Below are 25,390 nucleotides of genomic sequence, written 5' to 3'. Positions count from 1 at the left end.
GACACGCCGGGCGTGTCCGCCAAGCATTCAACCGACATGAAGCCCTACCGCTCCAGCACTTCCACCTCCGGCCGCAACATGGCCGGTGCCCGCGCCCTGTGGCGCGCCACCGGCATGAAGGACGGCGACTTCGGCAAGCCGATCGTCGCGATCGTCAATTCCTTCACCCAGTTCGTGCCCGGCCACGTCCATCTCCAGGACCTCGGCCAGATGGTCGCGCGGGAGGTCGAGGCCGCCGGCGGGGTGGCCAAGGAGTTCAATACCATCGCCGTCGACGACGGGATCGCGATGGGCCACGACGGCATGCTCTACTCGCTGCCGTCGCGCGAGATCATCGCCGACAGCGTCGAGTACATGGTCAACGCCCACTGCGCCGACGCGATGGTCTGCATTTCCAACTGCGACAAGATCACGCCCGGCATGCTGATGGCCGCGATGCGCCTCGACATCCCCGCCGTGTTCGTTTCCGGCGGGCCGATGGAGGCCGGCAAGGTCGTCTTCAAGGGCAACGAGATCGCCGTCGACCTGGTAGACGCCATGGTCCAGGCCGCCAATCCCGACCTCAGCGACGCCGAGGTCGACGAGTTCGAAAACAACGCCTGCCCGACCTGCGGTTCGTGCTCCGGCATGTTCACCGCCAACTCGATGAACTGCCTGGCGGAGGCCCTCGGCCTCGCGTTGCCCGGCAACGGCTCGACCCTCGCCACCCACGCCGACCGCAAGGAGCTCTTCCTCCGGGCCGGCCGGCTCATCGTCGACCTCGCCAAGCGCCACTACAAGGACGGCGACGACTCGGTCACGCCGCGCGGGATCGCCACCAAGGCGGCCTTCGAGAACGCGATGGCGCTCGACATCGCCATGGGCGGCTCGACCAACACCGTGCTCCACCTGCTGGCGATCGCCCGCGAGGCGGAGGTCGACTTCACCCTCGCCGACATGGACCGCTTGAGCCGCATCACGCCCTGCCTGTGCAAGGTGGCGCCGGCGGTCAGCACCGTGCACATGGAGGACGTCCACCGTGCCGGCGGGATCTTCGGGATCCTCGGCTGCCTCGAAAAGGCCGGCCTGATGAACCGCGAGGTCACCACCATCCATGCCCCGACCCTGGGCGAGGCCATCGACCGCTGGGACATCACCCGCACCGATGAAGCCGCGGTCCACGAGCTCTTCAAGGCGGCCCCCGGCGGCGTGCGCACCACCCAGGCCTTCAGCCAGTCGCGCCGCTACAAGGAACTCGATGCCGACCGGGAAAAGGGCGTCATCCGCTCGCGCGAGCACGCCTTCTCCCAGGACGGCGGCCTGGCGGTGCTGTTCGGCAACATCGCCGAACAGGGCTGCGTGGTGAAGACCGCGGGCGTCGACGACAGCATCCTCAAGTTCTCCGGCCCCGCCCGGATCTGCGAAAGCCAGGACGAGGCGGTGAAGCGCATCCTCGGCAAGGAGATCGGCGAGGGCGACGTCGTCATCATCCGCTACGAAGGCCCGCGCGGTGGTCCGGGCATGCAGGAGATGCTCTATCCGACCAGCTACCTGAAGGCGATGAAGCTCGGCAAGGCCTGCGCGCTGATCACCGACGGCCGCTTCTCCGGCGGCACCTCGGGACTTTCCATCGGCCACGTCTCGCCGGAAGCCGCCGAGGGCGGTGCCATCGGCTTGCTGGAGGAAGGCGACCTCATCCAGATCGACATCCCCAACCGGACCATCAACGTCGCGCTTTCCGCGGAAACCCTCGCCGAACGCCGCGCCGCCATGGACGCCCGCGGCGATGCCGCATGGAAGCCCGCCGAAGCGCGGCCGCGCAAGGTCTCCCGCGCCCTCAAGGCCTACGCAGCCCTGGTCGGCAACGCCAGCGTCGGCGCCGTGCGGCTCGACCCGTAAGCTGGTTCCCGCCGGTGGTCCCGATGCGGGCCACCGGCGATGATCATGATGTCCCAGATCGGCGGGGCGCCGAAGAGGCGGCTGTATTCGCGGCTGAACTTTGAGGGACTTTCGTAGCCGACCTCGAAGGCGGCGGTGGCGGCGTCCATCTGTCCGTTGAGCATCCGGCGTCTCGCTTCGTTCAGGCGCAGCCGCTTTTGGATCTCCAGCGGGCACAGGAAAATCAGCGCGCTGAAATGCTGGCGCAGGGTCGATACCATCGTACTCGCCCGTTGGGCCAAGTCCGCGATCCGGAGCCTTTCGGCAACCAACTCTTGACGCAAAACTGGACGCAAACTTGACTTATGGCCGATGGGCGCAAAACTGGACGCAAACTTGACCATCCTGCATGGCCTACGATCCCGTTTTCACCATCACGCCCCTCTTGCTGTCGCGGGTGGAGGAGATCACGGCGTTGCGCGAGCGGATTCTCGGGGCGTCGGTGGAGCTGTCGTGGATTCCCGCGCTGCAGAAAGATACCCGCACTCGCAACGTCCATGCGTCCACCGCCATCGAGGGAAATCCGCTGACGCTGGAACAGGTGCGTGCCTTGGCTGACGGCAAGGAGCTCGCCGCTGCCGACCCGCGGTCGGAGCGTGAGGTGACGAACTACTTCGCGGGCCTGCGCTTCGTGGAGCAGCACGTCGGCGAGGCGAGGATCGGACACGAGCATCTTTTCGAACTGCACCGGATCCTCGCAGGGGAGGTGATGGATCAGGGCGAAGCAGGCCGCTACCGGACGATCGGCGTGAAGGTCGGGCGCCACTTGCCTCCGGCTTCCGAGGATGTTTCGCCGCTGATGTTCGAGTTGCTCACCTGGTGGAACGAAAAGGCCCCGGGGATTTCGCCGATCCTCAGCTCCGCGATCCTTCACTACCGGTTCGAGCACATCCATCCGTTTGCCGATGGGAACGGCCGGACCGGTCGCGCGTTGGCACTGTGGGAGCTCTACCGGCGTGGCTTCGACACCCACCACATCTTCTCGGTGGACGAATACTACTGGGAAGACCGCCCGGCCTACTATGCGGCGCTCGATGCCGTGAGGCTCGCGGGAGAAGACCTCTCCGGCTGGTTGGAATACTGTGCCGAAGGACTGCGGCAGACGCTCGAGAAGGTCTGGTTGCGAGTCCAACGCCTGCGGGTCGAGGCCCCGACGAGAATGATCCTGAGCCCTGCGCAGGAGCGAGTCCTCCACCTCCTTCGCGATCACGGGAGCATGGCCCCGGCCAAGCTGCGGGAGGTGATGGACCTATCAAAGCAGGGCCTCATGAACGTGCTGAATCCGCTCATTGATGCAGGGCTGGTGGAGAAAGTCGGACCGCAGCGCACCGGACGCTACGCGCTGACCCGTCTGTGATGTTGGCCTTCGGTCCCGATCGGCGATAACCGGCGCGCTTTGGCCGTCCCCGCCGGATCCGCCACCCCTCTCAGCCCGCGATCGCTGCGCCGAGGCTCCTGATGTCCCGAATCGGCGGGGCACCGAAGAGGCGGCTGTATTCACGGCTGAATTGCGATGGGCTTTCGTAGCCGACCTCGAAGGCGGCGGTGGCGGCGTCCATCTGCCCATTGAGCATCCGGCGTCTCGCCTCGTTCAGGCGCAGCCGCTTCTGGAACTGCAGCGGGCTCAGGGAAGTCAGCGCGCGGAAATGGTGGTGCAGGGTCGACACGCTCATCCCCGCCCGTTGGGCGAGGTCCTCCACCCGGAGCCTCTCGGCCAGGTTCGCCTTGATCCAGTCGATGGTTCGTCCGATCTGCTGGGTCGGGCTGCCGCCGGTGGCGATCTGGCGGAGCTTCGCTCCGCACTCCGACGAGAGAAGCCGGTAGAGAATCTCTTTTTGGATCAGCGGCGAGAGCACGGGAATCGACTCCGGCTCGTCCGCCAGCGCCAGCAGTCGCTCGAAGGCGCCGAGCAGAGTCGGGGTCAGCGCTCCCAACTCGATCACCTCCTGCCTGGAACCCGCACCCGGTCCCGGCATCGGTTGCTCCATGACCAGCTCGGCGAGTTGTCGCCGGTCCAGCCGGAGCAGGAGGCCCACGTAAGGTTGATCGGGGCTGGCATCGAGGATCCGTGCGACCACCGGCAGGTCGAGCGAGGTGACGAAGAAGCGGCTCGCATCGTATACGTGCTGGTTCTCGCCAATCGCGACCCACTTGCGCCCTTGGAGAATCAGGCAAACGCTGGGCTCCAGCATGTAGGCATTCGGCGCGGTGGGTTGGTCGAAGCGATAAACCGTCAGGTTGGGGATGCCCAGGGCCTGCTCGCCGGGCCCGGGAATCCGCTCAAGGACGCGTTTCACCATGGAATGCATGGCCTTTTCGGTCCACGAGGCCGCGATGTCCCGAGATCTTCCACGATTCGCTGGTGACTTGCTTCGGCTTCTCATGGCGGCTTTCGAAGCAACCTACGACGGAGGCAGCCGGCGGCAATCCGATTCCGGCCGGCCGGACGATCGGGCAAGAATGCGACAGAATCGTTCTACCGCTGGAACAGGATCCATGGGTAGGGTGTGATCCGAAACGAATCCTTCGTTTCCCCAACCCCAACCCATCAACGATCATGAGCCGAATGCCCCAAGCCCGCCTTGAAAAAGCCCTCGAGCAACTCAAGACCATCTCCGAATCCGACCACGCCAAGGTCAAGGGACTGGCCGAGATCGTGCGGCCGCTCCGCAGCTTCCTCCACAAGACGCCGGACGACCACGGCATGACCGGCTGGACCGACGTCATCATCCCGTCCGAAGACGGCACCCCGCTGGAAGGCTGGTACATCACGGCCAAGGGCGGCGAGAGCGACAAGCTGATCATCTTCAACCACGCCTTGCCAATGTGCCGCTCCGGTTTCCCCGGTCACTTCGGCGCGCCGTGGAGCAACTACGACGCCGTCGAGATCGACTTCGTCCTCCAGTACAAGCACCTGACCGACGCCGGCTACAACGTGCTCACCTACGACATCCGCAACCACGGCAACAGCGCCGCGGCCAACGGCGGACTGAGCGGCATCGGCCAGTGGGAGTGGCGGGACTGCGTCGGCGTGAAGCGCTGGGTCGACGCCCACCCGCGGCTGTCGAAGATGAAGGTCGGCCTCTACAGCCAGTGCATGGGCGGCAACTCGCAGTACCACGCGATCCACCGCCACCCCGAGCTGTTCGCCAACGTTGCCTGCATGGTGAGTCCGATGGTGGTTTCGATGGCCGCCATCTACGACGCCTTCTCGTCGCTCCAGGGCGTGAGCCAGTACCAGGAGCTCATCGACCTCGAGCTGATGAAGATGGGCGGATTCGTCGCCGCCGAAATGACGCCCCACCTTTGGGCCTCGAGCGTGACGATGCCGGTGCTCATGGTCCAGGTGCACGACGACGAGTGGACCCGCAATCCGGAGGACGGCCAGAAGACCTTCGACCTGCTCGGCAGCGAGGATAAGGAGCTGTTGTGGATCCGCGACACGACCAAGCGCTTCCGCGACGGCTACAACCACTTCGGCCGCTATCCGGAGCAGATCCTGCCCTTCATCGACAAATACATGAAGTGAGACCGGCGGACCGGCGGAATTCCGGTGAAACTTCAGCCCCCGGCGGCAAGCGATTGGATTGCCCCGGGGGCCCGCGGTCCGTTGGAAAGGCTGCATCAGTCCTTCCGCCGCTCGTGCCCGTGGACGGGACATCCACGAGGAGCATCGTACCTCCACGCCGCTGGAGCTGTTGTTCGACCTGACCTTTGTCGTGGCCATCGCCCGGGCGGCGGCGCGGCTCCATCACGGCGTGGTGGAACATCACACGGCGCAGGCGGTGGCGGGGTATCTCCTCGCCTTCGCGGCGATCTGGTGGGCGTGGATGAACTACACCAGGTTCGCCTCGGCCGACGACATGCTCTACCGCATCCTGACGATGGTGCAGATGGGTGATCGACCTTGCTTATCAACGATAAGGGCGAATTGTGGCGAGAAATGACGCTTTTTCGTCGAAAAAACAATTTGAGGTGCTAATCCGGTCGGAAATTCGTCTCCGGTGCATGCGGGTTGTCCAGCCCGGCAACCGGGGCGTGATCCGTTTCACCGATTCCACACGATCCCATGAAGACCCGCTTCGGCTTGCTTTCCGCCCTGTTGATGACCCTTCCCGTCCCGCTCTTCGCGCAGAAGACCGGGGAGGCCGTGACCACCGCCACCTTCGGCAAACTCGACTGGATCCAGGGCGAGGCGCCGGCCGAATGGGAGCCGGGGAAAGTCTACCTGTTGGAGTGCTGGGCGACCTGGTGCGGCCCCTGTGTCGCCGCGATCCCGCACGTCGACGAGCTCTATGACCGCTACCGCCAGAAGGGCCTGCGGGTCTGTGGCATCAATGTGTGGGAAGATGGTCGCGACATGGTGGCGGCCTTCGTGAAGAAGAAGGGCGACGGCATGTCCTACCCGGTGGCCTACACCGGCAAGGGCGGGGCCTTCGAGACGGAGTGGCTGAAGCCCGCCGGGGTGACCGGCATTCCGTCCGCCTTCGTGGTGAAGGACGGCCGTGTGCTGCTGCGGACCCATCCGTCGCGCCTGACCGGGGAGGTCATCGAGGCGTTCCTGGAAGGCGGAGATGCCCAGGAAAAGGCGCTCGGGTCGATGTTGGAAGCGGACCGCCTGCAGGCGCAATCGCGGGAGGTGTCGCTCGAGCTGCACAAGGCGATGCGCGACAAGGACAAGGAGCGGATCGGGGCCAAGCTCGCGGAGCTCGAGGCGATTGATCCCAAGAGCCCTTCGTTGCCGCCGGTGCGGGTCATGGCCCTGGTCGCTTGCGGCGACTGGGAGGCGGCCGACCAGGCTTACGCGGCGGTGGCCGATGAGCGCACCCGGCAGACGGTGGCCTACAATCTCTTCATGTTCCCCGGCCGGACCGACGGCATGCCCGCCGACCTGAAGGAAAAACTCGCCGCCGACTACGAGCTGGCGGTCGCCCGGACGCCCGGCAACTACGGTTGGATCCGGCTGGCCGGCATCCGCTGGGAACTCGGCCAGAAGGACAAGGCGATGGCCGCGGCGCAGGAGGCCGCGAAGAAGGCCGAGGCGGAGGCCGGAGGAAAGGGCCAGTATACGGCGGCCGTTTGCCGGAAGTTGATCGCATCGCTGGAGGAGGGCACCATGCCCGACGCCGAAACCTTGGGTGGTTGGGCCGCTGAAAAGAGCGGCGACTGAGACACCGGAACCGACCCGCAACGATTTCTCCGAGATGCTCCCGAAAACTCCCTTGCTCGCCCTGCTGCTGGCCGCGGCTTCCGTCGCGGCCCGCGGCGCCGGCCCCAATATCGTGGTGATCCTCGCCGACGACATGGGCGTCGGCGACGTCTCGCACAATGGCGGCAAGGCGCCGACCCCGAACCTCGACCGCCTGGCGAAGGAGGGCATGCGGTTCACCGACGCGCACACCTCGTCGTCGGTCTGCACGCCCACCCGCTATGCGCTGCTGACCGGTCGCTACAACTGGCGTTCGCCGCTGAAGAAGGGCGTGCTGGGTGGCAACAGCCCGAGCCTCATCAGCCACGGCGAGACGATCCTGCCGAAGTTCCTCGCCGCGTCCGGCTACCATTCGATGGTGGTCGGCAAGTGGCATCTCGGTCTCGGCTGGAGCAAGCTCGACAAACCGGCCGAGGCGGTCACGGGACCGACCAAGGGCGTCGGCTGGAGCATCGACTACACGAAGCGGGTGAAGGGCGGACCGGTGGACCTCGGCTTCGACGAGGACTTCCTGTTTCCCGCGTCCCTCGACATGGCGCCGTATGTCTACCTGCGCGACGACAAGGTGATCGAGGTGCCGACCGTGACGAAGAACTTCCACCCGGGGCGCTTCGGGCCGGCGGTGAAGGACATGGAGCCCGACCAGTGCCTGGGTGACTTCGCCCGCGAGGCGCGCGCCTTCATCAAGCGGGAAGCGGCCAGGGAAGGTCCGTTCTTCCTCTACCTGCCGCTGACCAGCCCGCACACGCCGATCGCCCCGTCGAAGGCGTGGACCGGCAAGTCGGGCATCGGCAAGTACGGCGACTTCGTGATGGAGACCGATTGGGTGGTCGGCGAGGTCATGGCGGAACTCGATTCACACGGGATTGCCGGCGACACGCTGCTCTTCTTCACCACCGACAACGGCTGCTCGCCCTCGGCGGGGATCCCGGCGCTTGAAAAGCAGGGTCACTTCCCCTGCGGCAAGCTGCGGGGCCACAAGGCCGACATCTACGAAGGCGGCCACCGCGTGCCCTTCCTCGTCCGCTGGCCCGGGAAGATCGCGGGCGGGACGACGAGCCCACGAACCATCTGCCAGACCGACATTTTTGTGACCTGTGCCGACGCCGTCGAACGCAGCGTCGATGCCGCGACCGCCGTCGATTCGGTGTCCATCCTGCCGACCTTGCGCGGTGAGGAGCAGGAGGAGCGCGGGGCGACCGTGCATCACTCGATCAACGGCTCCTTTGCCATCCGCAAGGGGCCGTGGAAGCTGTGCCTCTGCCCCGGGTCCGGCGGCTGGTCGGATCCGAAACCGGAAGTCGCCTGGAAGGACGCGAAACTGCCGCGGGTGCAGTTGTTCCACCTCGGCGACGACCCGGCGGAAACCACCAACCTGCAGGCCACGCACCCCGGCAAGGTCAAGGAGCTGGCCGCGGAACTCGGGCGCTTGATCCGGCAGGGCCGCAGCACCCCGGGACCCCGGCAGGAGAATCACGGCAAGATCCCGTTCCGGCCGGAACTGATCGAGCTGTTCCCCGGACTGGACTGATCTTCGGGTGGAATTGCGCGGCGATTCGTGGCAGGTTGATCCGTTCCAACGAAAGGATCGACATGATGGATTCAATCTCCCCGAAACACGCCGACTTCCGGCGCGGCGAGGGCTACCTCGTTTTCATGGGCTACCTCCAGATCGTGACCGGCGCGTTGACGCTGCTGTTCTCGCTGATGGTGATGGCCCACGCCTGGGCGGTGAGCGACACCGTGCTGATGAGCCCGGCGCGGATCTTCCACGCCTTCGGCAGCGCCGACGCCGACCTCTTCACCAAGATGGTGGCCGCCTACATGTCCTTCCAGGTGATGTTCGGCTGGATCCTCGGCCTCGGCACCATCCTGGCGGGCATCTGGAGCCTGAACTGCCGCGCGCGCCGTTGGGTCACCGCGATGGCGGTCTTGAACCTGATCAATTTCCCCCACGGCACCACGGTCGCCATCATGGTGCTCCACGGCATGACCCGCCCGGGGATCGCGGGGGCGTTCCGGTGAGGCCGCGTTGTGGATCCTCTCAAACCGCTCAGCCCTCCCCGCGCAGGATCTTCTTCATCGGCCGGCCTTTCGCCAGTTCGTCGATGAGTTTGTCGAGGTAACGGATCTCCTTCATCAGGGGATCCTCGATCTCCTCGATCCGGATCCCGCAGATCGATCCCGTGATGAGGTGGCGGTAGGAATTCATGCGCGGCGCGGCGGCGAAGAACGATTCGAAGTCGACCGGGCCTTGCAGGATCTCCTCGAGCGCTGCCTGGTCGTAGCCGGTCAGCCAGCGGATCACCTCGTCGACTTCCTGCCGGGTGCGTCCCTTGCGTTCCGCCTTGGCGACGTAGTGGGGATACACGCTGGCGAAGGGGGTGGTGTAGATCCGGTGTCGGGCCATGGTTCGTCTCCTGACCGCTCTCTAACACAGCTGCGGGGACAAGGCCAAGGGAGAGCGTCTCGCCGGCCGGTCGCCTCGGACGCGCGGCACCCCGTTTTCGCCACGCGTCGCGATTGCGTTCCGCCGCGCTTTCCACTCCAATCCCGCGCTTTCCGTGAAAGCTGCCTTCGCTGTTCTCCTTTTGGTCGCCGGTCTTTCCTCCTGCCAGACCGCGGGCCCGACCTCCCGGCCGGTGTCGCAACGTCCCGCCGGGGTCCGGCCGTATCCGATGGTCACCTGTGCGGTGTGCGAGGATCTCCTCGACGGCCGCGGACCGGAAGTCACCGAGGTCCGCGGCCGGCAGGAGTTGATCTTCTGCTCGCCCGCCTGCCAGCAGCGCTTCCAGGCCAGCCCGTCGCGCTACCTCGCCGCATTGCCGCGGGCGAATTGACCGTGGTGCTTCAGGTGCCCGCCGGATCGACCTCGGGGTAGGTGATGCCGAACTCCGCGCTGAGCGCGACCACCCGGCCCATGTCGGGGCCGCCTTCGGCCTGCCATTCGGCGGCCATTGCGGCGAAGAAGTCCTCGAAGCCGGAGGGGGCGGTGTGGATCAACTGCCGCAGCACGGTGCTGCCGGTGTTGCGGAAGCAGTGGAGCGATCCCCGCGGTGCGAACACCGTGCTCCCCGCCTCGACCCGCGACCAGGTGCCATTGGCGAAAAACTCGACCTCTCCCTCGAGCACGTGGAACCACTCGTCCTCCCGCTCGTGGACATGCGGGGGCGGGCCGCTGCCGGGCGGGGTCTCGAGCAGGAACGCGGTGTATTTGCCCGCCGTCTCGCGGCCGGTCAGGCGGAAGGTGGCGCGGTCGCCGAAGGCTTCCAGGACCTTCATTTCAGGTGGCGTCACGAAGTGGCAATCGGTGGCATTCGGGTTCATGGCGTTCTCGAAAGGTCAGGTGGAATCGTGTTGCGGCCGGCTTCTAGCGGATGGCGCGGCCGCTGGGAAGGGAGCCATTCTCACCGTCCGTGCATGCGGAAGCCCGGCAGGCGCCATTTCCAGCGCATCGCGGCGAGGCGCAGCGCGACGATGAGGGCCATCGAGACCCAGCGGTGCCACTTGGCGGATGGCAGGGATTCCCGCAGCAGCACGAAGAACAGCGCCCCGGCGAAGACGGCGGTGGCGTAGAGCTCGACGTCCTTGCGGAACACCACCGGCACCTCGCTGCGGAGGACGTCGCGGAGAATGCCGCCGGCGACCCCGGTGACGATGCCGAGCACCACCGCGACGATGGCCGGCGTGCCGAAGGCGAGGGCTTTCTCCGTGCCGACGATCCCGAACAGGGCGAGGCCGAGGGCATCGACCACCGCGAGCGTCCTCGCCGGCAGGGTGACGAAGCGGACCAGGATGAAGGTGGCCAGCGCCGCGCCGAGGGCGGTCCAGAGATAGAGCGGCTGCTCGATCCAGAACATCGGGGCATCGAGGCAAAGGTCGCGCACGGTGCCGCCGCCGACCGCGGTGACCAGGGCGAGCACCAGCACGCCGAAAAGGTCGATGCCCTTGCCTTCCGCCGCCAGCACGGCGGTCATCGCGCAGGCCGCGACGGCGAGGTATTCGATCCAGACGGCGAGGGGCATGGCTGCGATGACAGGAGACCTTTTGCCGGCCGGGGTCACGAAGATTTCCCGCGTCGTCGCGGGCCGCCGGGCGCAGGGGGTGGAATCCGGGCCTGACTTCGCGGCGACCTGCCGTTTGGATGGGGGCATGGAGAAGAACGCATCGCCGCTCCGTTGGGGAATCCTCAGCACCGCCAGCATCGGCGTGAAGAACTGGAAGGCGATCCGGCTTTCGGGGAACTCGATCGTCCGCGCGGTGGCGAGCCGGAGCTTGGAGAGCAGCCGGCGCTTCATTGCCGAGCAGCAGGCCTGTGCGCCCTTCGATGCCGAGCCGGAAGCCCTCGGCAGCTACGAGGCGTTGATCGCCCATCCGGAGGTCGACGCGGTCTACATCCCGTTGCCGACCGGCCTGCGCAAGGAGTGGGTGATCCGCGCCGCGGAGGCGGGCAAGCACGTGCTCAGCGAGAAACCCTGCGCGGTCACCACGGCGGAACTCGACGAGATGCTCGACGCCTGCCGTCGCAACCGCGTGCAGTTCATGGACGGGGTGATGTTCATGCACAACGAGCGCCTCGAGCAGGTGCGCGCGGTCCTCGATGACCCGCAGCGCATCGGGCCGGTGCGGCGGATCCATTCGGCCTTCAGCTTCTTCGGTGCGGAGCGTTTCAAGGATGGCAACATCCGCTTCCAGTCCGACCTCGAGCCGCTCGGCTGCCTCGGAGATCTCGGCTGGTACTGCGTCCGCTTCGGCCTGTGGGTGATGGATTGGCAGCTGCCGCAGCGGGTGGCGGGGCGCTTGTTGAAGGCCGCGGAAAATCCCGACGGCGGACCCGGCTGCCCGCTTGAGTTTTCCGGCGAGCTGTTCTTCGACGACGGCGTCTCGTTCGGCTTCTATTGTTCCTTCCTGGCCAACCGCCAGCAGTGGGTCACCGTCAGCGGCGAGCAGGGCGCGCTGCGGATCGCCGACTTCGTGAACCCCAGCGACCTGTGCGACGTGGCCTACGAGGTCTGCCACGAGCGGGTGCCCAAGTCGGCGTGCGGGATCGACCTGACCAGCGAAACCACCGCCGGTTCGCAGGAGGCCAACATGTTCCGCGCCTTCGGCGAGCAGGTTCGCGGCGGCGGGGTGGACGAGCGTTGGCCGGAGATGGCGCGCAAGACCCAGCAGGTGGTCGATGCCTGCCTCGCCTCGGCCCTGGACGGCAACCGCGAGGTGACGCTTGCTCCGGACCGTTGATTCCACCGGCAGTCGCGCGGTGTTTTTGATCGCATCCGCGGCGTCCCCGACTTTGCTGGGGACATGAGCGAATCCACTCCGCAAAACATCGGCGTTCTCGGCCTCGGCATCATCGGCGCGATCTGGGCCGGGCACTACCACGCGGCCGGCAAGCTGGCCGGCGCCTGGAACCGCACCCCGCAGCCGGACCTGCCGGGATGGATGGACTCCGCCGCGGCGGTCGCCCGGGCGGCGGATGCGATCCAGATCGTTGTCGCGGACCCGCCGGCGGTGCAGGGCGTGCTCGACTCGATCCTTCCCGAACTCGACGCCACCAAGGTGGTGATCCAATCGAGCACCATCGATCCCGACAGCAGCGAACGCTTCCGAGCCCGAGTCACCGCCACCGGGGCGCGCTACCTCGAGGCGCCGTTCACCGGCAGCAAGCCGGCGGCGGAGGATCGCAAGACGGTCTTCTATCTCGGGGGCGACGACGCGCTGTGCGCCGCGGTCGAGCCGCTGCTGGCGCTGGTGTCGGAGCACCGACTCAAGATCGGCGACCACCGCCAAGCCTGCGCGCTGAAGCTGGCGATGAACCTGAACATTTCCGCGCAGATGCAGGCTTTGTCGGAGGCCTACTCGATCTGCTCCCGCGCCGGGATCGATGACGACACCTTCTTCGGCTCGCTGGCGCGCAACGTCAGCTATTCCGGCCTGACCCGCCTGAAGGAGCCGGTGCTGCGCGCCCGCGACTTCAGCCCGATGTTCTCGATCAAGCACATGCACAAGGACATGCGGCTCGCCTCCGGGATGGCGGCCGACCTTCCAGTGCTGGCCACGGTCACCTCGCGGCTCGCCGCCGCCGAGGAAGCCGGCCTCGGCGACCAGGATTTCGCGGCGCTGTTGAAGCTTCTGGAGCAGGGCTGAGGCCGCCGCGGTGGAATCAGGGTTGTCGAGCGGGCATTCCGGGGCTTGTTTCCCGCAATGGACCTGCCGCCGCTCGACGACGTGCCCTTTGTGCCGGTTCCGGGGATGTTGTTCTCGGACGAGACGGGCGCGCCTTTTGAAAAGTGCTGCATCTGCAGCGGCCACCTGCTCGCGGACGGGACGGGGTATTTGATCGAGAAGGGCTTTCACCGCGGCGAGACGGCCTTCGAGTATGCGATCTGTTTCGACTGCCACGGCCGGATCAAGTCGGAGCTTTCGCAGGCCTCGCTGAAGCGGGTCGAGCACTACTTCGACGAGCGGGTCGACATGGTGGCGCGGCGCCGCGGCTTGATCGCGGCGGCTCCCGACGACCCGGCGCCCTGGTTCTCGAAGTGCCTGCTTTCCGGCGACGACCTGGGCGACGAGTACCAGGTGTTCGCCCAGTGCGATGGCGGCGACCTGTTGTTCGGCTACCTGCCGTATGCGATCGGCGGGCGCGAACTTGAGAACCTCGCGCAGATCCTGTCGAAGGAGACGCGGGAGCGGCTGGATGACTTCATCGACGACGTGCTCGGGGTTCCCGGGGACGGCCTGCGCCTGCCGGTGATGATTTGAGCGGGATTCGTTTGGCGCTCGAATCGCGCTGTGTCTAGGGTCCCCGGCCATGCGCCCCCTCCATGCCGCGGTCCTGCTGAGTCTGGTCGTCCCTGCCACCGCCGACGAAGGCATGTGGTTGTTCAACAAGCCGCCGCTGCGGCAGGTGCAGGAGAAGTACGGCTTCGGGATCACCCCGGAATGGCTGGAGCACCTGCAGAAATCGTCGGTGCGTTTCGGCAACGGCGGTTCGGGCTCCTTCGTGTCGGGGCAAGGCCTGATCCTGACAAACCATCACGTCGGCGCGGGGATGATCGAGAAGCTCAGCACGCCCGATCGCGACTTGCTCAAGGACGGGTTCCTGGCCCCGGGGATGGCGGACGAACTGGCCTGCCCGGACCTCGAACTCAACGTGCTGATGAGCATCGAGGACGTGACGGAACGCGTGAACGCGGCGATCTCGCCGGACCAAAGCGCGGCCGAGGCGGCGGCGGCGCGGCGGGCGGTGATCGCGGCGATCGAGAAGGAATCGCTGGAGGCGACCGGGCTGCGGTCCGACGTGGTAACGCTGTATCAGGGCGGCGAGTACCACCTTTACCGCTACCAGCGCTATACCGATGTCCGGCTGGTCTTCGCGCCGGACTCGATGGCGGCGGCGTTCGGCGGCGACGTGGACAATTTCGAGTACCCGCGCTACTGCCTCGATTGCTGCTTTTTCCGCGCCTACGTGGACGGCAAGCCGGCGGTGACCCCGGACTTCCTGAAGTGGAATTCCAAGGGCGCGCGCGAGGGCGAGCTGGTCTTCACCTCCGGGCACCCGGGCCGGACCAACCGCTCGAACACCCTGGCCCAGCTGGAGGACCTCCGCGACGACAGCTTTCCCCACCGGCTGGAACAGATTTTCCGCAATGAAACCGTGCTGCAGGCCTGGGCGGAACGCGACGTCGAGAACGCGCGGCGCGCGGAGCGGTCGATCATCGGCACCCAGAACGGCCGCAAGGCGATCGTGGCGCGGCTCGACGGCTTGCTGGATGCCGGCTTCATGGCCCGCAAGGCGGAGGCGGAACAAAAGCTGCGCGGGCAGGCGGACGGCGCCTTCGGGGAGATCGAGGCGGCCGGAGCCGAGATGAACGGATCGGCGACGCGGCTGCGGATGCTGGAAGGCGGCGACGGTTTCGGCTCCGGACTGTTCTGGATCGCGCGCGAGTTGCTGCGCGCCGGCGACGAGGCCGGCAAGCCGGACGGCGAGCGGCTGAGCGAGTATCAGGACGCCGGCCGGGTTTCGCTGGAGCTGGATTTGTTCTCCGACGAGCCGGTTTACAAGGACATGGAGACGCTGAAGCTGGCGAGCTCGCTGACCTTCCTTTGCGCCAAACTGGGCGCGACCGATCCGCTGGTGGCGAAGATCCTGGACGGCAAGTCGCCGCAGGTTCGCGCGGCGGAACTGGTGAAGGGCACCGGGCTGGAGGAGGTCGCGCTGCGGCGGAAACTCTACGAAGGCGGCAAGGACGCGGTGGCGGCCAGCGACGATCCGATGATCGCGCTGGCGCGGCTGGTGGATGCGGAGTCCCGCGAGTTGCGGACGCTGGCCGAGACAAACGGCGAGCGGGTGGCCCAGGCGCATGCGAAGATCGCCAAGGCGCGCTTCGCGGCCGAGGGCGATGCGACCTATCCCGACGCAACCTTCACCCTGCGGCTGTCGTCCGGCGTGGTGAAGGGTTACACGGAAGAAGGCGAGCCGGTGCCGGCGCAGACGGATTTCGGCGGCATGCTGGCGCGCCACGAGAAGCAGGGCGGGGTGAAGCCTTTCGACCTGTCACCGGAATGGAAAAAGCGTGGGGGTGACCTGAATCCGGAGGTGGCCTTCAACTTCGTCAGCACCAACGACATCACCGGCGGAAACTCCGGCAGCCCGGTGGTGAACCAGGCGGGCGAGCTGGTCGGGCTGATCTTCGACACCAATTCGCACGGGCTTGTTTCGGACTTCGCCTACACCGAGGACCGCGGCCGGGCGGTCTCGGTCAGCTCCGCGGGGATCCTGGAAGCGATGCGCGTGATCTACCGGGCGGACCGGGTGCTCGAGGAGCTGGGGCAGTGAAGCTCCCGCTCGCATTCCACCGATTTCTCCCATGCTCCACATCGTCCTCGTCGCCCCTGAAATCCCGCACAATGCCGGGGCTGCCGGCCGGCTGGCGCTGGCCACCGGCTCGCGCTTGCACCTGGTGAAGCCGCTGGGCTTCTCGCTCGACGATAAGCACGTCCGCCGCACCGGGCTCGACTACTGGCAGGATGTCGACCTGCGGGTGTGGGAGGATTTCGGGGAACTGACAGCCGCGGCCGATCCGGCGGCGCGGTTCTGGTACCTGAGCACCAAGGCCCGCCGGTCGCATTGGGATGCCGGCTTTCGCGACGGCGACTACCTGGTCTTCGGCCGTGAAAGCAAGGGGCTGCCCGAGGCGATGGTCAGCGGTGCCGGCGAGCAGGCGGTGCGGATCCCGATGGCGGAGGGTGGCACCCGCAGCCTGAACCTCTCGACCGCGATCGCGATCACGCTCTACGAGGCGGTGCGCCAGGGCGGGATCCTCTGATTCGGCTCAGCTTTCGGGGAAGACGTACTCGGCGCCCTTTTCACCGCCGGGCCGGATGCCGTCGCTGATATCCTTGGTGGTGACGAAGATCATCAGGCCGAAGAGCAGCATCGCGAAGCCCATCTGGACGAACTCCAGGGCCTTCGCTTTCACCGGCCGGCCGGCGACCGCCTCGGCCAGCGCCAGCGTGATGTGACCGCCGTCCAGCACCGGGAAGGGCAGCATGTTGAGGATGGCGAGGTTGATGTTGAGCAGCACCATGAAGCCGAGGATGCGCTGCCAGGGGTGGTCCATGTTGAGCATGCGGTACTGCAGCCGGGCGATGCCGACCGGGCCGCTGAGGTGCTGGACGCCGAGGCTGGAGCTGGGGGAAATCACCCGGGTGATGGTGACCCACATCATCTCAACCGTGTCGGAGATCTGCTCGAGCGGCTTGGGGTGGATGATGGTCTTCTCGTAGACCGGCGACTCGTCGAATCCCACCCCGATCATCGCCTGCTGGCCTTCCGGCTTGATCGGGACCTTGGGTTGGATGGTGAAGTTCAGCAGCTCCTTCTTCCGCTCAAGCACGAAGGCAATTGGCTGCTCGCCGCGGGAACGAATGTAGTCCCGGACTTCATCGAGGGTCTTGTACTCGTTGCCGTCGACACTGACGACGCGGTCCATCTCCTCGATTCCGGCCGCGGCCGCCGGGCTGCCGGGCATCACCGAGGTGATCAAAACCCAACCGGACTCCGGGGCAATGCCAACCTGGCGCAGACCCTTGCGCTGCCACCACAAGGTCTCGGGAATGTCGAAGTGCGAGGTCAGGGTCAGCGGGGCGCTTTCACCCGGGCGCTCGACCGTGAAATCGATGTCATCGCCTTCGCTGGTGACGATCTGCATGAAGATGCTGTCGAGGCGCCCGTCCCACCCGTTGACGGCCTTCCCGTTGATGTGGGTGATCTTGTCGCCGGCCTTGAGACCGGCCTTGTCGCCGGGGCTGTCGGGCAGGACCTCGGCGATCACCTGGGTTGGTGCGAAATCCTTCGGCTTGCCGACGATGTAGACGCCCACCGCCGCGGTCAGCGCGAGCAGGAAGGAAAACAGCGGTCCGGCGAAGGCGACGATGATCTTGTCGAGCGGGGTGATCGGCGGCAGCGGTTCCTTGTCCAGGTTGCCGCCTTCGATGCTCTCCATCGGTGCCATCTGCGGCAGCGCGACGAAACCGCCGGCGGGGATCCAGCCCAGGCCGTACTGCACGCCGTTGATGGTCTTGCTCCAGATCGGCTTGCCGAACCAGATCTGGAAACGGTCGATCTTGAGCCCGCGCCATTTCGCGGCCCAGAAGTGCCCGAGCTCGTGGACGAAAATGATCGTGTTGAAGATCACGATGACCACGATGATCAGAAGCGCGATCTGGGGGACGTTGCTGAGGGCTGCCATGAGGATGATGAGCGTAGCGTAGCCGAGGAGGTGGTTGCTTCAAGAAGTTAAACAATACCGCCATCCAACAGCATTGACGCCACCCGCCGGGAGGTCCGAGTCTCTACGACATGGCTTGGAAAATCGATCACGCCGTGGTGCGCGGCGAACTCGACAACACCGTCGAGGGCAAGACCGCGGGCCGGGTGTGGTTGATCGGGAGGGAGGCACCGATGGAGCTGGAGCTGGAGGGCGACTGCTGGCGTGACCTGGCGGGGCTGCGGCTGAGCTTCAGCAATCCGGCGCCGCGCGCTCAGGAAGGTCTCGACCTTGCGAGGACGCAGCGGGGAATGATCGGCGACATGACCGCCTCGCGGAAGTGCAAGGTGCCAGAGCTGGCGGAAGGCGAGAGCCCGCCGCCCGGAACGCGCGTGGAAGACCTGCCGTTCTCATGGCGCAGCGCGCTTTACCTGGAATGGTTCAGCGAAGCCGATGGCCGGGTTTTCCTGGAGCTATACGATTTCGAGATCGACCTCTCCGACCGCGAGTGGGTGATGGACGAGGATGCGGAGCAGGCGCAGAAGCAGGCCAACATGCAAGCAATGCGGGATTCCGTGAGCCGCGACGTCCAGCGGGTCGAGCCGCCGACCGGGGAGCCGGAGGACGAGTACCGCTGGGAAGAGCGCCTCAAGGAGTCTGAGCGGATGTCGGTGGCCTTTCAGCAGGTCCGCGAAAAATACCGCGACGATCCGGATGCCGAGCGCAAGGAGGCCTTTGCGATGAGCTGGGACGGCCTGCTCGACGCCTTGGCGCGCAAGAGCGAGGGGCTGCCCGAATTCGTCCCACCGCCCGACGGCGACGAGTGGCAGGAGGAGGAAATCGACTGGGCCGAGGAGTTCATGGGGGAGCCGCACCCGCTGCAGGGGATGGCCCACGAGGTCGTGCTGCGCGGGATCGACCTGACCCAGCCGATCAAGGAGCACCCGGAGGCGGTGAAGCTCAACCAGATGCTGATGATGGTCGGCTGCAAGCTGGCGGGGGCACTCAACGGCAGCTACCGGCCGGAGACCGGTTTCATCCTCGCCCAGCTCAAGCGCACCTTCGGATTCGTCAACGATGCCCTCGCCGCCTGCACGGCCCTGATCGAGGAAGCGGAGGACAACGACCACTGTCGGGCGCTCGAGGCGCTCAAGGACTCGATCTTCGAGATTCGCGAAGGGATCGTGAACATCCGAAAAGAACTTAAGGGAAATTAGACGATTGCATCCGTGGAAATCCGCGGTAACACGTCGGCCATGAAGAAGTTGTCCGTTGTGCTGGCCCTCGCCGGCGTCGTTTCCCTGAGCTCTTGCAACACCGCGATCGGCTTCGGTCGCGACCTTCGCCAACTGGGCACGGGCATGGAAAACAAGGCGCACGGCCGCACCTGGGACGGTCAGCAAGAGCAGTCGCAGGACACGCTGCCGACCTACTGACCCGCGGCGGTCCAGCCGGCCCCGGGAGTCATTCGTAATCCGGGAATTCCCCTTCGTTGGGAGACGACGGCTGGGAGGCAAGCCAGTTCCTCGCCTCTTCGCCCGAGTCGAACTCTCGGCCCGAGAGATTCAGCAGCTCAAGTCTGGCGGACTCGCGGATGGTGTCGTCGGGATTGTCGAGTGCCGCGGCGTATAATTGCAGGCCGATCCCGTCGGGGGCACCGTGGCCCGTTGCCAGCAAGTAAGCGGCCACATCGGGACGCCCTTCCTTGGTGATCTGTTGCTGGAGGACCTCCGAAACGTCCTGCCACTCCCTGGCGTCCTGGCTTTGGGACAGGCGTTCCAGTGCGACCAGGAGCTCCTTGGCATGACCGCGGGCACAAAGGAGCTTCAATTGCTTGGCCGCCGGTGATTCCGGATCCACCGGGGGGCGAGTCAGCCGGGTCGTCGGGCGGGTTCCGGGGGACGCCATCGTGTCCCCCGTCGAACCGCGAACCGTCGCCAGATCGCCGGCATTGCCGTCCCGGGATTCCACCGGATCGCTGCGGAGAATGGCGATTCCGAGGGCTACGGCTACCGAGGCCGAAGCGGCAATGAGGGTTGTCGAGGTCTTCATGGGAAAAAAGAACCCGCCAAGTCCGGGACTTGGCGGGTTGAATGAATCAGTGTTAGCCGGTGGTCAGGGGGCCGTGGTGACCGTGCAATTCACGGTCGTGATCACCTGGGGTGTTGCGCCGGTGCTGGTGGCAACCATGCGGTAGATCCCGGGGCCGTTGATGGCGGAGTTGTTGCCGGTGACCGTGTAGGTGGCCGAGGTTCCGCCATCCCCTGCCGCGATTGCGGTGAACACCGTGGGGTTGGCGAGGCTCGCCTTGAACCACTGGCGGGAGGCGACGGCGGGGTTGGCCGAGGCATTGACGACTGGCGACAGCACGCTGGTGCCGGCAAATGCCACCGAAACGGCACGGGGCACGTTGGTGGTGAAGGCGAAGTTGCTTCCGGCCGCTCCGACCGAGACGGTGCAGTTGGAGCTCACCAGTGTGCCGGCGGAATTCGTCACTTCGACCCGGTAGACGCCGGCGCTGGTGGCGGCTTCTCCGCCAATGACGGTGAGGGTCGCATCATTTCCGCCGTTGGCTGCGGCCACGGCGACGGCGCCCTTGTACCACTGGTAGGTCGGCGCTGTGACCGGCAGCGGATCGAGAACCACGCTGAGGACCGCGGAGTTCGCGCCGACCAGCGGCTGCGTCGCAGGCAGATCGGTGGTGAAGGCATTGGCCAAGGCGCTGACGACCGCATCGCCGCTGATGACGGTGCCCGCCGAAGTCGAGATTTCGACGCGATAAGTGCCGGGGCCGTTCACTGCGCTGCCGCCGGTCACGGTAAGGTTGGCGGAAGTGCCACCGTTGGCAGCAGAGACCGCGACGTCATCCTTGTACCAGCGGTAGCTTGGTGTCGGGAAGACATCGGCGCTCAGCGTGACACCGAGCAGCTGGGATTGGCCGTCCTGCAGGGCGAGGGTGGCCGGCAGGTCGGCGGTGATCACCGGGACCACCGCGGCACGATCGTATCCCGACCGCTGCAGGCGCGCCGTGAGTTCTGCGGTGGCTCCAGCGATGGTGGAGGCCCTCACCTTCATCTTGGTCGCGCTGCCGCTGATGACGGACCGTTGGATCGTGCCGCCATTGGTGAGAATCAAGGGTCCGGTCAAGCCATCGGCGGCACCGGTCTGCACCACTGCATTGTCCATGGTGAGGCGGGTGGGGGCTCCTGCACCCACGGAGTTTCCGGAGAAGCTGAGAGACGTGCTGCTGGCGTCGGCGATATAGACCGGAGCATAAACCTGGCCATAGACCCGGCGGCTGCCGCTCGCGCCTTCGACCTGATCGGCACTGAACGCGCGGAAATCGCTGTTGATAGTGTAGATCTTGTCGACGATGCCGGCTTCTCGGATGTCGCGGTACTCGATCAGGGTACCAGGTCCCGGTGTGTCGCTGAAGATGCTGGTGTCGAAAATCAGGTAGCCATGGGTGGCTGCCACCGTTCCGGGATTGGAAAGGATGGTGCCTTCCGGAGCGTTGACCCCGCGCTCTTTCCAGACAGCACTATAGACGAGAACTTCAGCTTGTGCGGCAGCCACAAGTGAAGCGGTGGCAAGGAATTTAGATAGCATCGTGTGCATCGACATTGCCCCAACTATCCGAGCATGAAATTACCTGCAACCAAGAATATGTTATTTTTCTGCGACCTCTCAAACTCGTTAGAAGATATTTTCAAGTCCGGCACCAAGATTATGTGGCATCGGGTGTAAAGTTGGAAAAATCGTCATAAGTCATAGGACTCCAACAATAAGAGAGTCCAGATGAAGGGTTCGGACTGAGGGGCGGCGCGGGCGAGAATTCAAAGCCGGTGGGAAGCGCGGCACTTGTTCCAGGGGTTGTCGTGGGGGTGGTCGAAGCCGGCCTGGTAGCCGCGCAAGTAGTCGTCGCTCCGGAAATCCGGATGCTGCTGCGGTTGGAAAGGCCGGTTCATCCGCCGGTCGCGGCTGCCGTCGCCGTGGCCGCTGCGGTAGGCGGCGGTGTCGTTGCCGGCCCAGCCGGAGGCAGGCGGGGCTGCGGGATCAGCAGGAGTTCCACAGGACGATGCGGCAAGCAGGAGGAGGATCGCGAGGGTGGCGGAAATGGATGCTTTCCCGACTGCCTGCTGCAGTTTCAGCCGCAAACCGGACAAAGGATGGAATGGCTGATCGGAGTGCCGCAGATTCATCGTTCCCTAGCGCTATTCCCGTCATGAGATTCCGTCCAGTCCTCCTCATCCTGCTGTCCGCGATGGTCGCCCGGGCCGACCACGGGGAGCTTTCGCGTTTCAATGAACTGACCGGGCATTGGTACGGCGTGGCGAAGACCCCGGTGCTGAACGAAGCGCTGGAGATCACGTGGACCGACGATGACTCGACGCTCTATTTCACCCTCGACTCCGCCGCCGGCAAGCAGCTGATGAAGATGGATCCGGCGCTCGGGAAAGCGGTGGCCGCCGCCGAAGGGGAAGCGCCGCCGGCTCCGGAGCGTCCCGACCGCCGCCGGCGGCAAGGCAGGGGACCGGGCCGGGCGCCGCGCGGGTCCTGGACCTCGCCCGACGGCCGGTGGCAGGTGTCGCTCCGTGACGGGGCGGTGAAGCTGAAGGACGGCCGGGACGGCACGGAGCGCGAACTCGCGAAGAATGACGGCGACGGTCGCTTCGGCGGTGAACCCTTGTGGGCGCCCGACTCGACGCGCTTCGCGATGTGGAAAAACAAGGATGTCGAGGAACGGCTGGTCCACTACATCGAGTCCTCGCCGAAGGACCAGTTGCAGCCGAAGCATTTCACCAACCGCTACCCGAAACCGGGCGATGTCATCGACACCCGTGCCCCGTGGATCTTTTTCACCGGCAAGGAAGAGCCGCTCGCCGCTGACCCGGAGCTGATCCGGGATCCCTACGAATGCAACCGGCTCGCCTGGCGCGGGGACTCGAAACGGCTGACCTTCGAGTTCGTCGAACGCGGCTTCGGCAAGCACAACGTCATCGAGATCGACAGCTCGACCCGCCGCCAGCGGGTGCTGGTGCGCGAGGAAAGCGACACCTTCGTGTTCGTCAGCGGTAATTCCTTCCGCCACGACCTCAACGACGGCGACGAGATCCTGTGGATGTCGGAGCGCGACGGCTGGAAGCACCTCTACCTGCTCGACGGCCGCGACGGCTCGACCAAGCGCCAGGTCACCAAGGGGGAATGGATCGTCCGCGCGGTCGTGGCGGTGGACGAGGACAAGCGCGAGGTGCTGCTGAAGATCTCCGGCTGCTACCAGGGCCAGGACTCCTATTTCATCCACTTCGCCCGCGTCTCGATCGACACCGGCAAGCTGGTCCCGCTCACCGCGGCGGATGGCACGCACGACCGCTTCGCGCGCTCTCCCGGCGGGAAATACTACACCTGCCGGTGGTCACGGGTGGACCACGCGCCGGTCACCGAGCTGCGCAAGTGGGCGGACGGCAGCCTGGTCGCCACCCTTGCCGAGGCGGATGATTCGCAGCTCCGCGCCACCGGCTGGCCGCTGCCCCGGCCCTTCGTCGCGAAGGACCGCGACGGCAGGTTCGACATCCACGGCGTCATTTGCCTGCCGCCCGGCTTCGACGCGTCGAAGAAGTATCCGGTGGTCGAGTACATCTACGCGGGCCCGCAGGACTCCTTTGTTCCGAAAGCCTGGAACCCGTGGCTCGCACCGCGCCACGAGGTCGCGGTCAACGGGTTCATCGTCGTCCAGATCGACGGCAAGGGCACCGCCAACCGCTGCGCGGAGTTCCACCATTTCTGCTACAAGAACCTCAAGGACGCGGGCTTTCCCGACCGCATCGCCTGGCTGAGGGCCGCGGCGAAGGAGGTCCCGCAGATGGACCTCGGCCGCGTCGGCATCTTCGGCGGTTCGGCCGGCGGCCAAAATGCCCTCGGCGCGCTGCTGTTCCACGGCGACTTCTACAAGGCCGCCGCCGCCGACTGCGGGTGCCACGACAACCGCATGGACAAGCTGTGGTGGAACGAGCAGTGGATGGACTGGCCGCCGGGACCGGAGTACGCCGACAACTCGAACGTCACCCACGCGAAGAACCTCAAGGGCGCGCTGCTGCTCACCGTCGGCGAGGTGGACACCAACGTCGACCCGTCGTCGACCTACCAGGTGATCAACGCGCTGATCGACGCCGACAAGGACTTCGAGTTCCTGCCGATGACCGGCCGCAACCATGGCGGCGGCGAGGACCGCTATGCGCAGCGCCGGCGCGTCGACTTTTTCAAGGATCACCTCGGCGGGCCGCGCTGACCGGGAGCCTCATGGATGCAGGTAGGCGCCGCAGCTTTCGCGCACCACCAGCCGCGGGGTCGTCATCAGGGTCCGGGGCGGCAGGGTGGAGCTGGCGATCCTCTCCTGCAGGGCGTTGAAGGCGGTGAGGGCTATGTCGCGGCAGGGCTGCTCCATCGTCGTCAGCGGGACCGTCAGCAGGCTGGCGAAGCGCACGTTGTCGAAGCCGACCACCCGCAGGTCCTGGGGCACCCTGACGCCGATGCGGTTCAGCGACTGGAGGAGCTGCGCGGCGATGTGGTCGCTGGTGCAGAGGACGGCGTCGAGGTTCCGGCCCTGGGCGAAACGGCGGACGAATTTCAGGTCGGTCGGAACGCCGGAGTGAACGAAGGGCTGGCGGCATTCCAGGCCGTGGTCGAGCATCGCGATCCGTGCGCCGGCGATGCGGGCGTCGACCGTCGATGCGGTGAGCGGCCGGGTCACGTAGCCGAGACGTTTCATGCCCAGCTTGATCAGGTGGCTGGCGAGCAGGTAGCCGCCGGCGAAGTTGTCCACCCCGACGAGGTCGTATTCGCTGCGGGTGGGGAAGGGGCCGATGTCGCGGTCGATCAGGACCACCGGGATGCCGGCCTGGCGCAGCCGCTCGGTGATCCGCCGGTTCGATGCCTCGCGGTCGGCCTGGTGCTCGAAGGGGACGAAGAAGACCCCGGCAACCCCGCTTTCGATGAAGCGGGCGCAGAGGGTCTCGGCCTCCTCGACGGTCATCTTCGCCTCGGTTCCCGGCGGGGTGCTGGCGTCCAGGCACAAGCCGTAGTCGTGGACCCGGGCGAGGCTGGCGAGTTCGCCGCAGATCGACTCGAAGATCTCGGTCTGGCGGAGGCTGGGCACGATCATGCCGATTTGGGCGCGGGTGGCATGACCGGTGGCCGCACGCGACTTGTCCGACCGGACATAGGTGCCTGAACCCGCGCGGCGCTCGATCAGGCCGTCGTCCTGGAGTGTGCGGAGGGCCCGCCCGATGGTTGGCCGCGAGACCCCGAAACGCTTGACCAGCTGGGTCTCGCTGGGCAGCCGGCCGCTTTGCCGGTACTTGCCCGCGAGGATCTCGCCGGCGAGCTCGCGGGCGACGGTGCGGTGTTTGGTGGTGCTGTCCACTTTTCGAAAGCTGTCAGTTCTGCCTGGAGATCAGACAAGTCCGGTTTTGTCGGATCTGTCAATTGCCCG

At 66.1% G+C, this 25,390-nt stretch carries 26 protein-coding genes; 16 read left to right on the top strand and 10 right to left on the bottom strand.

The genetic code is table 11. From position 1 onward, the window contains the following. Positions 1–36 precede the first annotated feature (36 nt). Positions 37–1,878, top strand: a complete 1,842-nt coding sequence (gene ilvD / locus IG178_RS11120) for a dihydroxy-acid dehydratase (RefSeq protein ID WP_193212619.1) — start codon at positions 37–39, stop codon at positions 1,876–1,878. Here the strand turns inward: ilvD and IG178_RS11115 are convergent. After that, positions 1,824–2,261 (bottom strand): helix-turn-helix transcriptional regulator, encoded by a 438-nt coding sequence (locus IG178_RS11115; protein ID WP_193212618.1) that lies wholly within the window; start codon positions 2,259–2,261, stop codon positions 1,824–1,826. The genes ilvD and IG178_RS11115 overlap by 55 nt on opposite strands. 5 nt (positions 2,262–2,266) lie before the next feature. Between IG178_RS11115 and IG178_RS11110 the strand changes: the two genes are divergently transcribed. Then, positions 2,267–3,274: a Fic family protein gene (locus IG178_RS11110; RefSeq protein ID WP_193212617.1), complete on the top strand. Its 1,008-nt coding sequence runs from the start codon at positions 2,267–2,269 to the stop codon at positions 3,272–3,274. A 70-nt stretch (positions 3,275–3,344) separates the two neighbouring features. Here IG178_RS11110 and IG178_RS11105 read toward each other — a convergent pair whose 3' ends face one another. Continuing rightward, positions 3,345–4,217, bottom strand: a complete 873-nt coding sequence (locus IG178_RS11105; RefSeq protein WP_226895316.1) for an AraC family transcriptional regulator — start codon at positions 4,215–4,217, stop codon at positions 3,345–3,347. Between the two features lie 257 nt (positions 4,218–4,474). On the opposite strand from IG178_RS11105, the gene IG178_RS11100 reads away from it, so the two are divergent. The 5 genes from IG178_RS11100 to IG178_RS11080 all read left to right on the top strand — a co-directional run bounded on the left by IG178_RS11100 (position 4,475) and on the right by IG178_RS11080 (position 9,151). Continuing rightward, the gene (locus tag IG178_RS11100) at positions 4,475–5,446 is read left to right on the top strand and encodes an alpha/beta hydrolase family protein (protein WP_193212615.1); all 972 of its coding nucleotides are present in this window, start codon (positions 4,475–4,477) and stop codon (positions 5,444–5,446) included. Positions 5,447–5,504: 58 nt separating this feature from the next. Then, complete coding sequence (locus IG178_RS11095; protein WP_226895315.1) at positions 5,505–5,864, top strand: low temperature requirement protein A; 360 nt, start codon at positions 5,505–5,507, stop codon at positions 5,862–5,864. Positions 5,865–5,986: 122 nt separating this feature from the next. Next, positions 5,987–7,087 (top strand): TlpA family protein disulfide reductase, encoded by a 1,101-nt coding sequence (locus tag IG178_RS11090; RefSeq protein ID WP_193212614.1) that lies wholly within the window; start codon positions 5,987–5,989, stop codon positions 7,085–7,087. Between the two features lie 34 nt (positions 7,088–7,121). Next, positions 7,122–8,657 (top strand): sulfatase family protein, encoded by a 1,536-nt coding sequence (locus IG178_RS11085; RefSeq protein WP_193212613.1) that lies wholly within the window; start codon positions 7,122–7,124, stop codon positions 8,655–8,657. 62 nt (positions 8,658–8,719) lie between these two features. Beyond that, positions 8,720–9,151, top strand: a complete 432-nt coding sequence (locus tag IG178_RS11080; protein ID WP_193212612.1) for a hypothetical protein — start codon at positions 8,720–8,722, stop codon at positions 9,149–9,151. Between the two features lie 28 nt (positions 9,152–9,179). Here the strand turns inward: IG178_RS11080 and IG178_RS11075 are convergent, their stop codons facing one another. After that, positions 9,180–9,536, bottom strand: a complete 357-nt coding sequence (locus IG178_RS11075) for a DUF2200 domain-containing protein (RefSeq protein WP_193212611.1) — start codon at positions 9,534–9,536, stop codon at positions 9,180–9,182. Between the two features lie 154 nt (positions 9,537–9,690). Between IG178_RS11075 and IG178_RS11070 the strand changes: the two genes are divergently transcribed. Next, a complete protein-coding gene (locus IG178_RS11070; protein ID WP_193212610.1) occupies positions 9,691–9,966 on the top strand; it encodes a hypothetical protein in 276 nt (91 codons plus the stop codon). Positions 9,967–9,976: 10 nt separating this feature from the next. Here IG178_RS11070 and IG178_RS11065 read toward each other — a convergent pair whose 3' ends face one another. Together IG178_RS11065 and IG178_RS11060 are read right to left on the bottom strand one after the other, a co-directional pair. After that, positions 9,977–10,453 (bottom strand): cupin domain-containing protein, encoded by a 477-nt coding sequence (locus tag IG178_RS11065; RefSeq protein WP_193212609.1) that lies wholly within the window; start codon positions 10,451–10,453, stop codon positions 9,977–9,979. An 80-nt stretch (positions 10,454–10,533) separates the two neighbouring features. Continuing rightward, the gene (locus IG178_RS11060; protein WP_193212608.1) at positions 10,534–11,151 is read right to left on the bottom strand and encodes a trimeric intracellular cation channel family protein; all 618 of its coding nucleotides are present in this window, start codon (positions 11,149–11,151) and stop codon (positions 10,534–10,536) included. Between the two features lie 7 nt (positions 11,152–11,158). Here IG178_RS11060 and IG178_RS11055 point away from each other — a divergent pair, with 7 nt between their 5' ends. The 5 genes from IG178_RS11055 (at position 11,159) to IG178_RS11035 (ending at position 16,455) form a co-directional block, all read left to right on the top strand. Next, complete coding sequence (locus IG178_RS11055) at positions 11,159–12,367, top strand: Gfo/Idh/MocA family protein (protein ID WP_226895314.1); 1,209 nt, start codon at positions 11,159–11,161, stop codon at positions 12,365–12,367. 63 nt (positions 12,368–12,430) lie between these two features. Further along, on the top strand, positions 12,431–13,273 hold the full coding sequence (locus tag IG178_RS11050) for an NAD(P)-dependent oxidoreductase (RefSeq protein WP_193212606.1): 843 nt from the start codon (positions 12,431–12,433) through the stop codon (positions 13,271–13,273). A 57-nt stretch (positions 13,274–13,330) separates the two neighbouring features. Continuing rightward, the gene (locus IG178_RS11045) at positions 13,331–13,888 is read left to right on the top strand and encodes a hypothetical protein (protein ID WP_193212605.1); all 558 of its coding nucleotides are present in this window, start codon (positions 13,331–13,333) and stop codon (positions 13,886–13,888) included. A gap of 49 nt (positions 13,889–13,937) precedes the next feature. Beyond that, positions 13,938–15,965 (top strand): S46 family peptidase, encoded by a 2,028-nt coding sequence (locus IG178_RS11040; protein ID WP_193212604.1) that lies wholly within the window; start codon positions 13,938–13,940, stop codon positions 15,963–15,965. A gap of 31 nt (positions 15,966–15,996) precedes the next feature. Continuing rightward, positions 15,997–16,455, top strand: coding sequence for a tRNA (cytidine(34)-2'-O)-methyltransferase (locus tag IG178_RS11035; protein ID WP_193212603.1), 459 nt, complete (start codon positions 15,997–15,999; stop codon positions 16,453–16,455). Positions 16,456–16,461: 6 nt separating this feature from the next. Here the strand turns inward: IG178_RS11035 and rseP are convergent, their stop codons facing one another. Further along, positions 16,462–17,880 (bottom strand): RIP metalloprotease RseP, encoded by a 1,419-nt coding sequence (rseP, locus tag IG178_RS11030; protein ID WP_193212602.1) that lies wholly within the window; start codon positions 17,878–17,880, stop codon positions 16,462–16,464. A gap of 110 nt (positions 17,881–17,990) precedes the next feature. On the opposite strand from rseP, the gene IG178_RS11025 reads away from it, so the two are divergent. Beyond that, complete coding sequence (locus IG178_RS11025; RefSeq protein WP_193212601.1) at positions 17,991–19,115, top strand: hypothetical protein; 1,125 nt, start codon at positions 17,991–17,993, stop codon at positions 19,113–19,115. Between the two features lie 39 nt (positions 19,116–19,154). After that, a complete protein-coding gene (locus tag IG178_RS11020; RefSeq protein ID WP_193212600.1) occupies positions 19,155–19,334 on the top strand; it encodes a small secreted protein in 180 nt (59 codons plus the stop codon). 28 nt (positions 19,335–19,362) lie between these two features. Here IG178_RS11020 and IG178_RS11015 read toward each other — a convergent pair whose 3' ends face one another. The 3 genes from IG178_RS11015 to IG178_RS11005 all read right to left on the bottom strand — a co-directional run bounded on the left by IG178_RS11015 (position 19,363) and on the right by IG178_RS11005 (position 22,100). Next, a complete protein-coding gene (locus IG178_RS11015) occupies positions 19,363–19,950 on the bottom strand; it encodes a hypothetical protein (protein ID WP_193212599.1) in 588 nt (195 codons plus the stop codon). A 63-nt stretch (positions 19,951–20,013) separates the two neighbouring features. Further along, a complete protein-coding gene (locus tag IG178_RS11010; protein WP_193212598.1) occupies positions 20,014–21,474 on the bottom strand; it encodes a hypothetical protein in 1,461 nt (486 codons plus the stop codon). 260 nt (positions 21,475–21,734) lie between these two features. After that, complete coding sequence (locus IG178_RS11005; protein WP_193212597.1) at positions 21,735–22,100, bottom strand: hypothetical protein; 366 nt, start codon at positions 22,098–22,100, stop codon at positions 21,735–21,737. Positions 22,101–22,123: 23 nt separating this feature from the next. Here IG178_RS11005 and IG178_RS11000 point away from each other — a divergent pair, with 23 nt between their 5' ends. Further along, a complete protein-coding gene (locus IG178_RS11000; RefSeq protein WP_193212596.1) occupies positions 22,124–24,187 on the top strand; it encodes a S9 family peptidase in 2,064 nt (687 codons plus the stop codon). A 9-nt stretch (positions 24,188–24,196) separates the two neighbouring features. Here IG178_RS11000 and IG178_RS10995 read toward each other — a convergent pair whose 3' ends face one another. Beyond that, positions 24,197–25,321 carry a substrate-binding domain-containing protein gene (locus IG178_RS10995; protein WP_193212595.1) on the bottom strand — a complete coding sequence of 375 codons (1,125 nt, stop codon included), beginning with the start codon at positions 25,319–25,321 and terminating at the stop codon, positions 24,197–24,199. Positions 25,322–25,390: the final 69 nt, after the last annotated feature.

This window comes from Neoluteolibacter marinus, assembly GCF_014904755.1.
GTDB lineage: Bacteria > Verrucomicrobiota > Verrucomicrobiia > Verrucomicrobiales > Akkermansiaceae > Haloferula > Haloferula marina.
The sequence above is the reverse complement of the archived record's forward strand: the minus strand, read 5'-3'. Positions and strand labels throughout refer to the sequence as shown.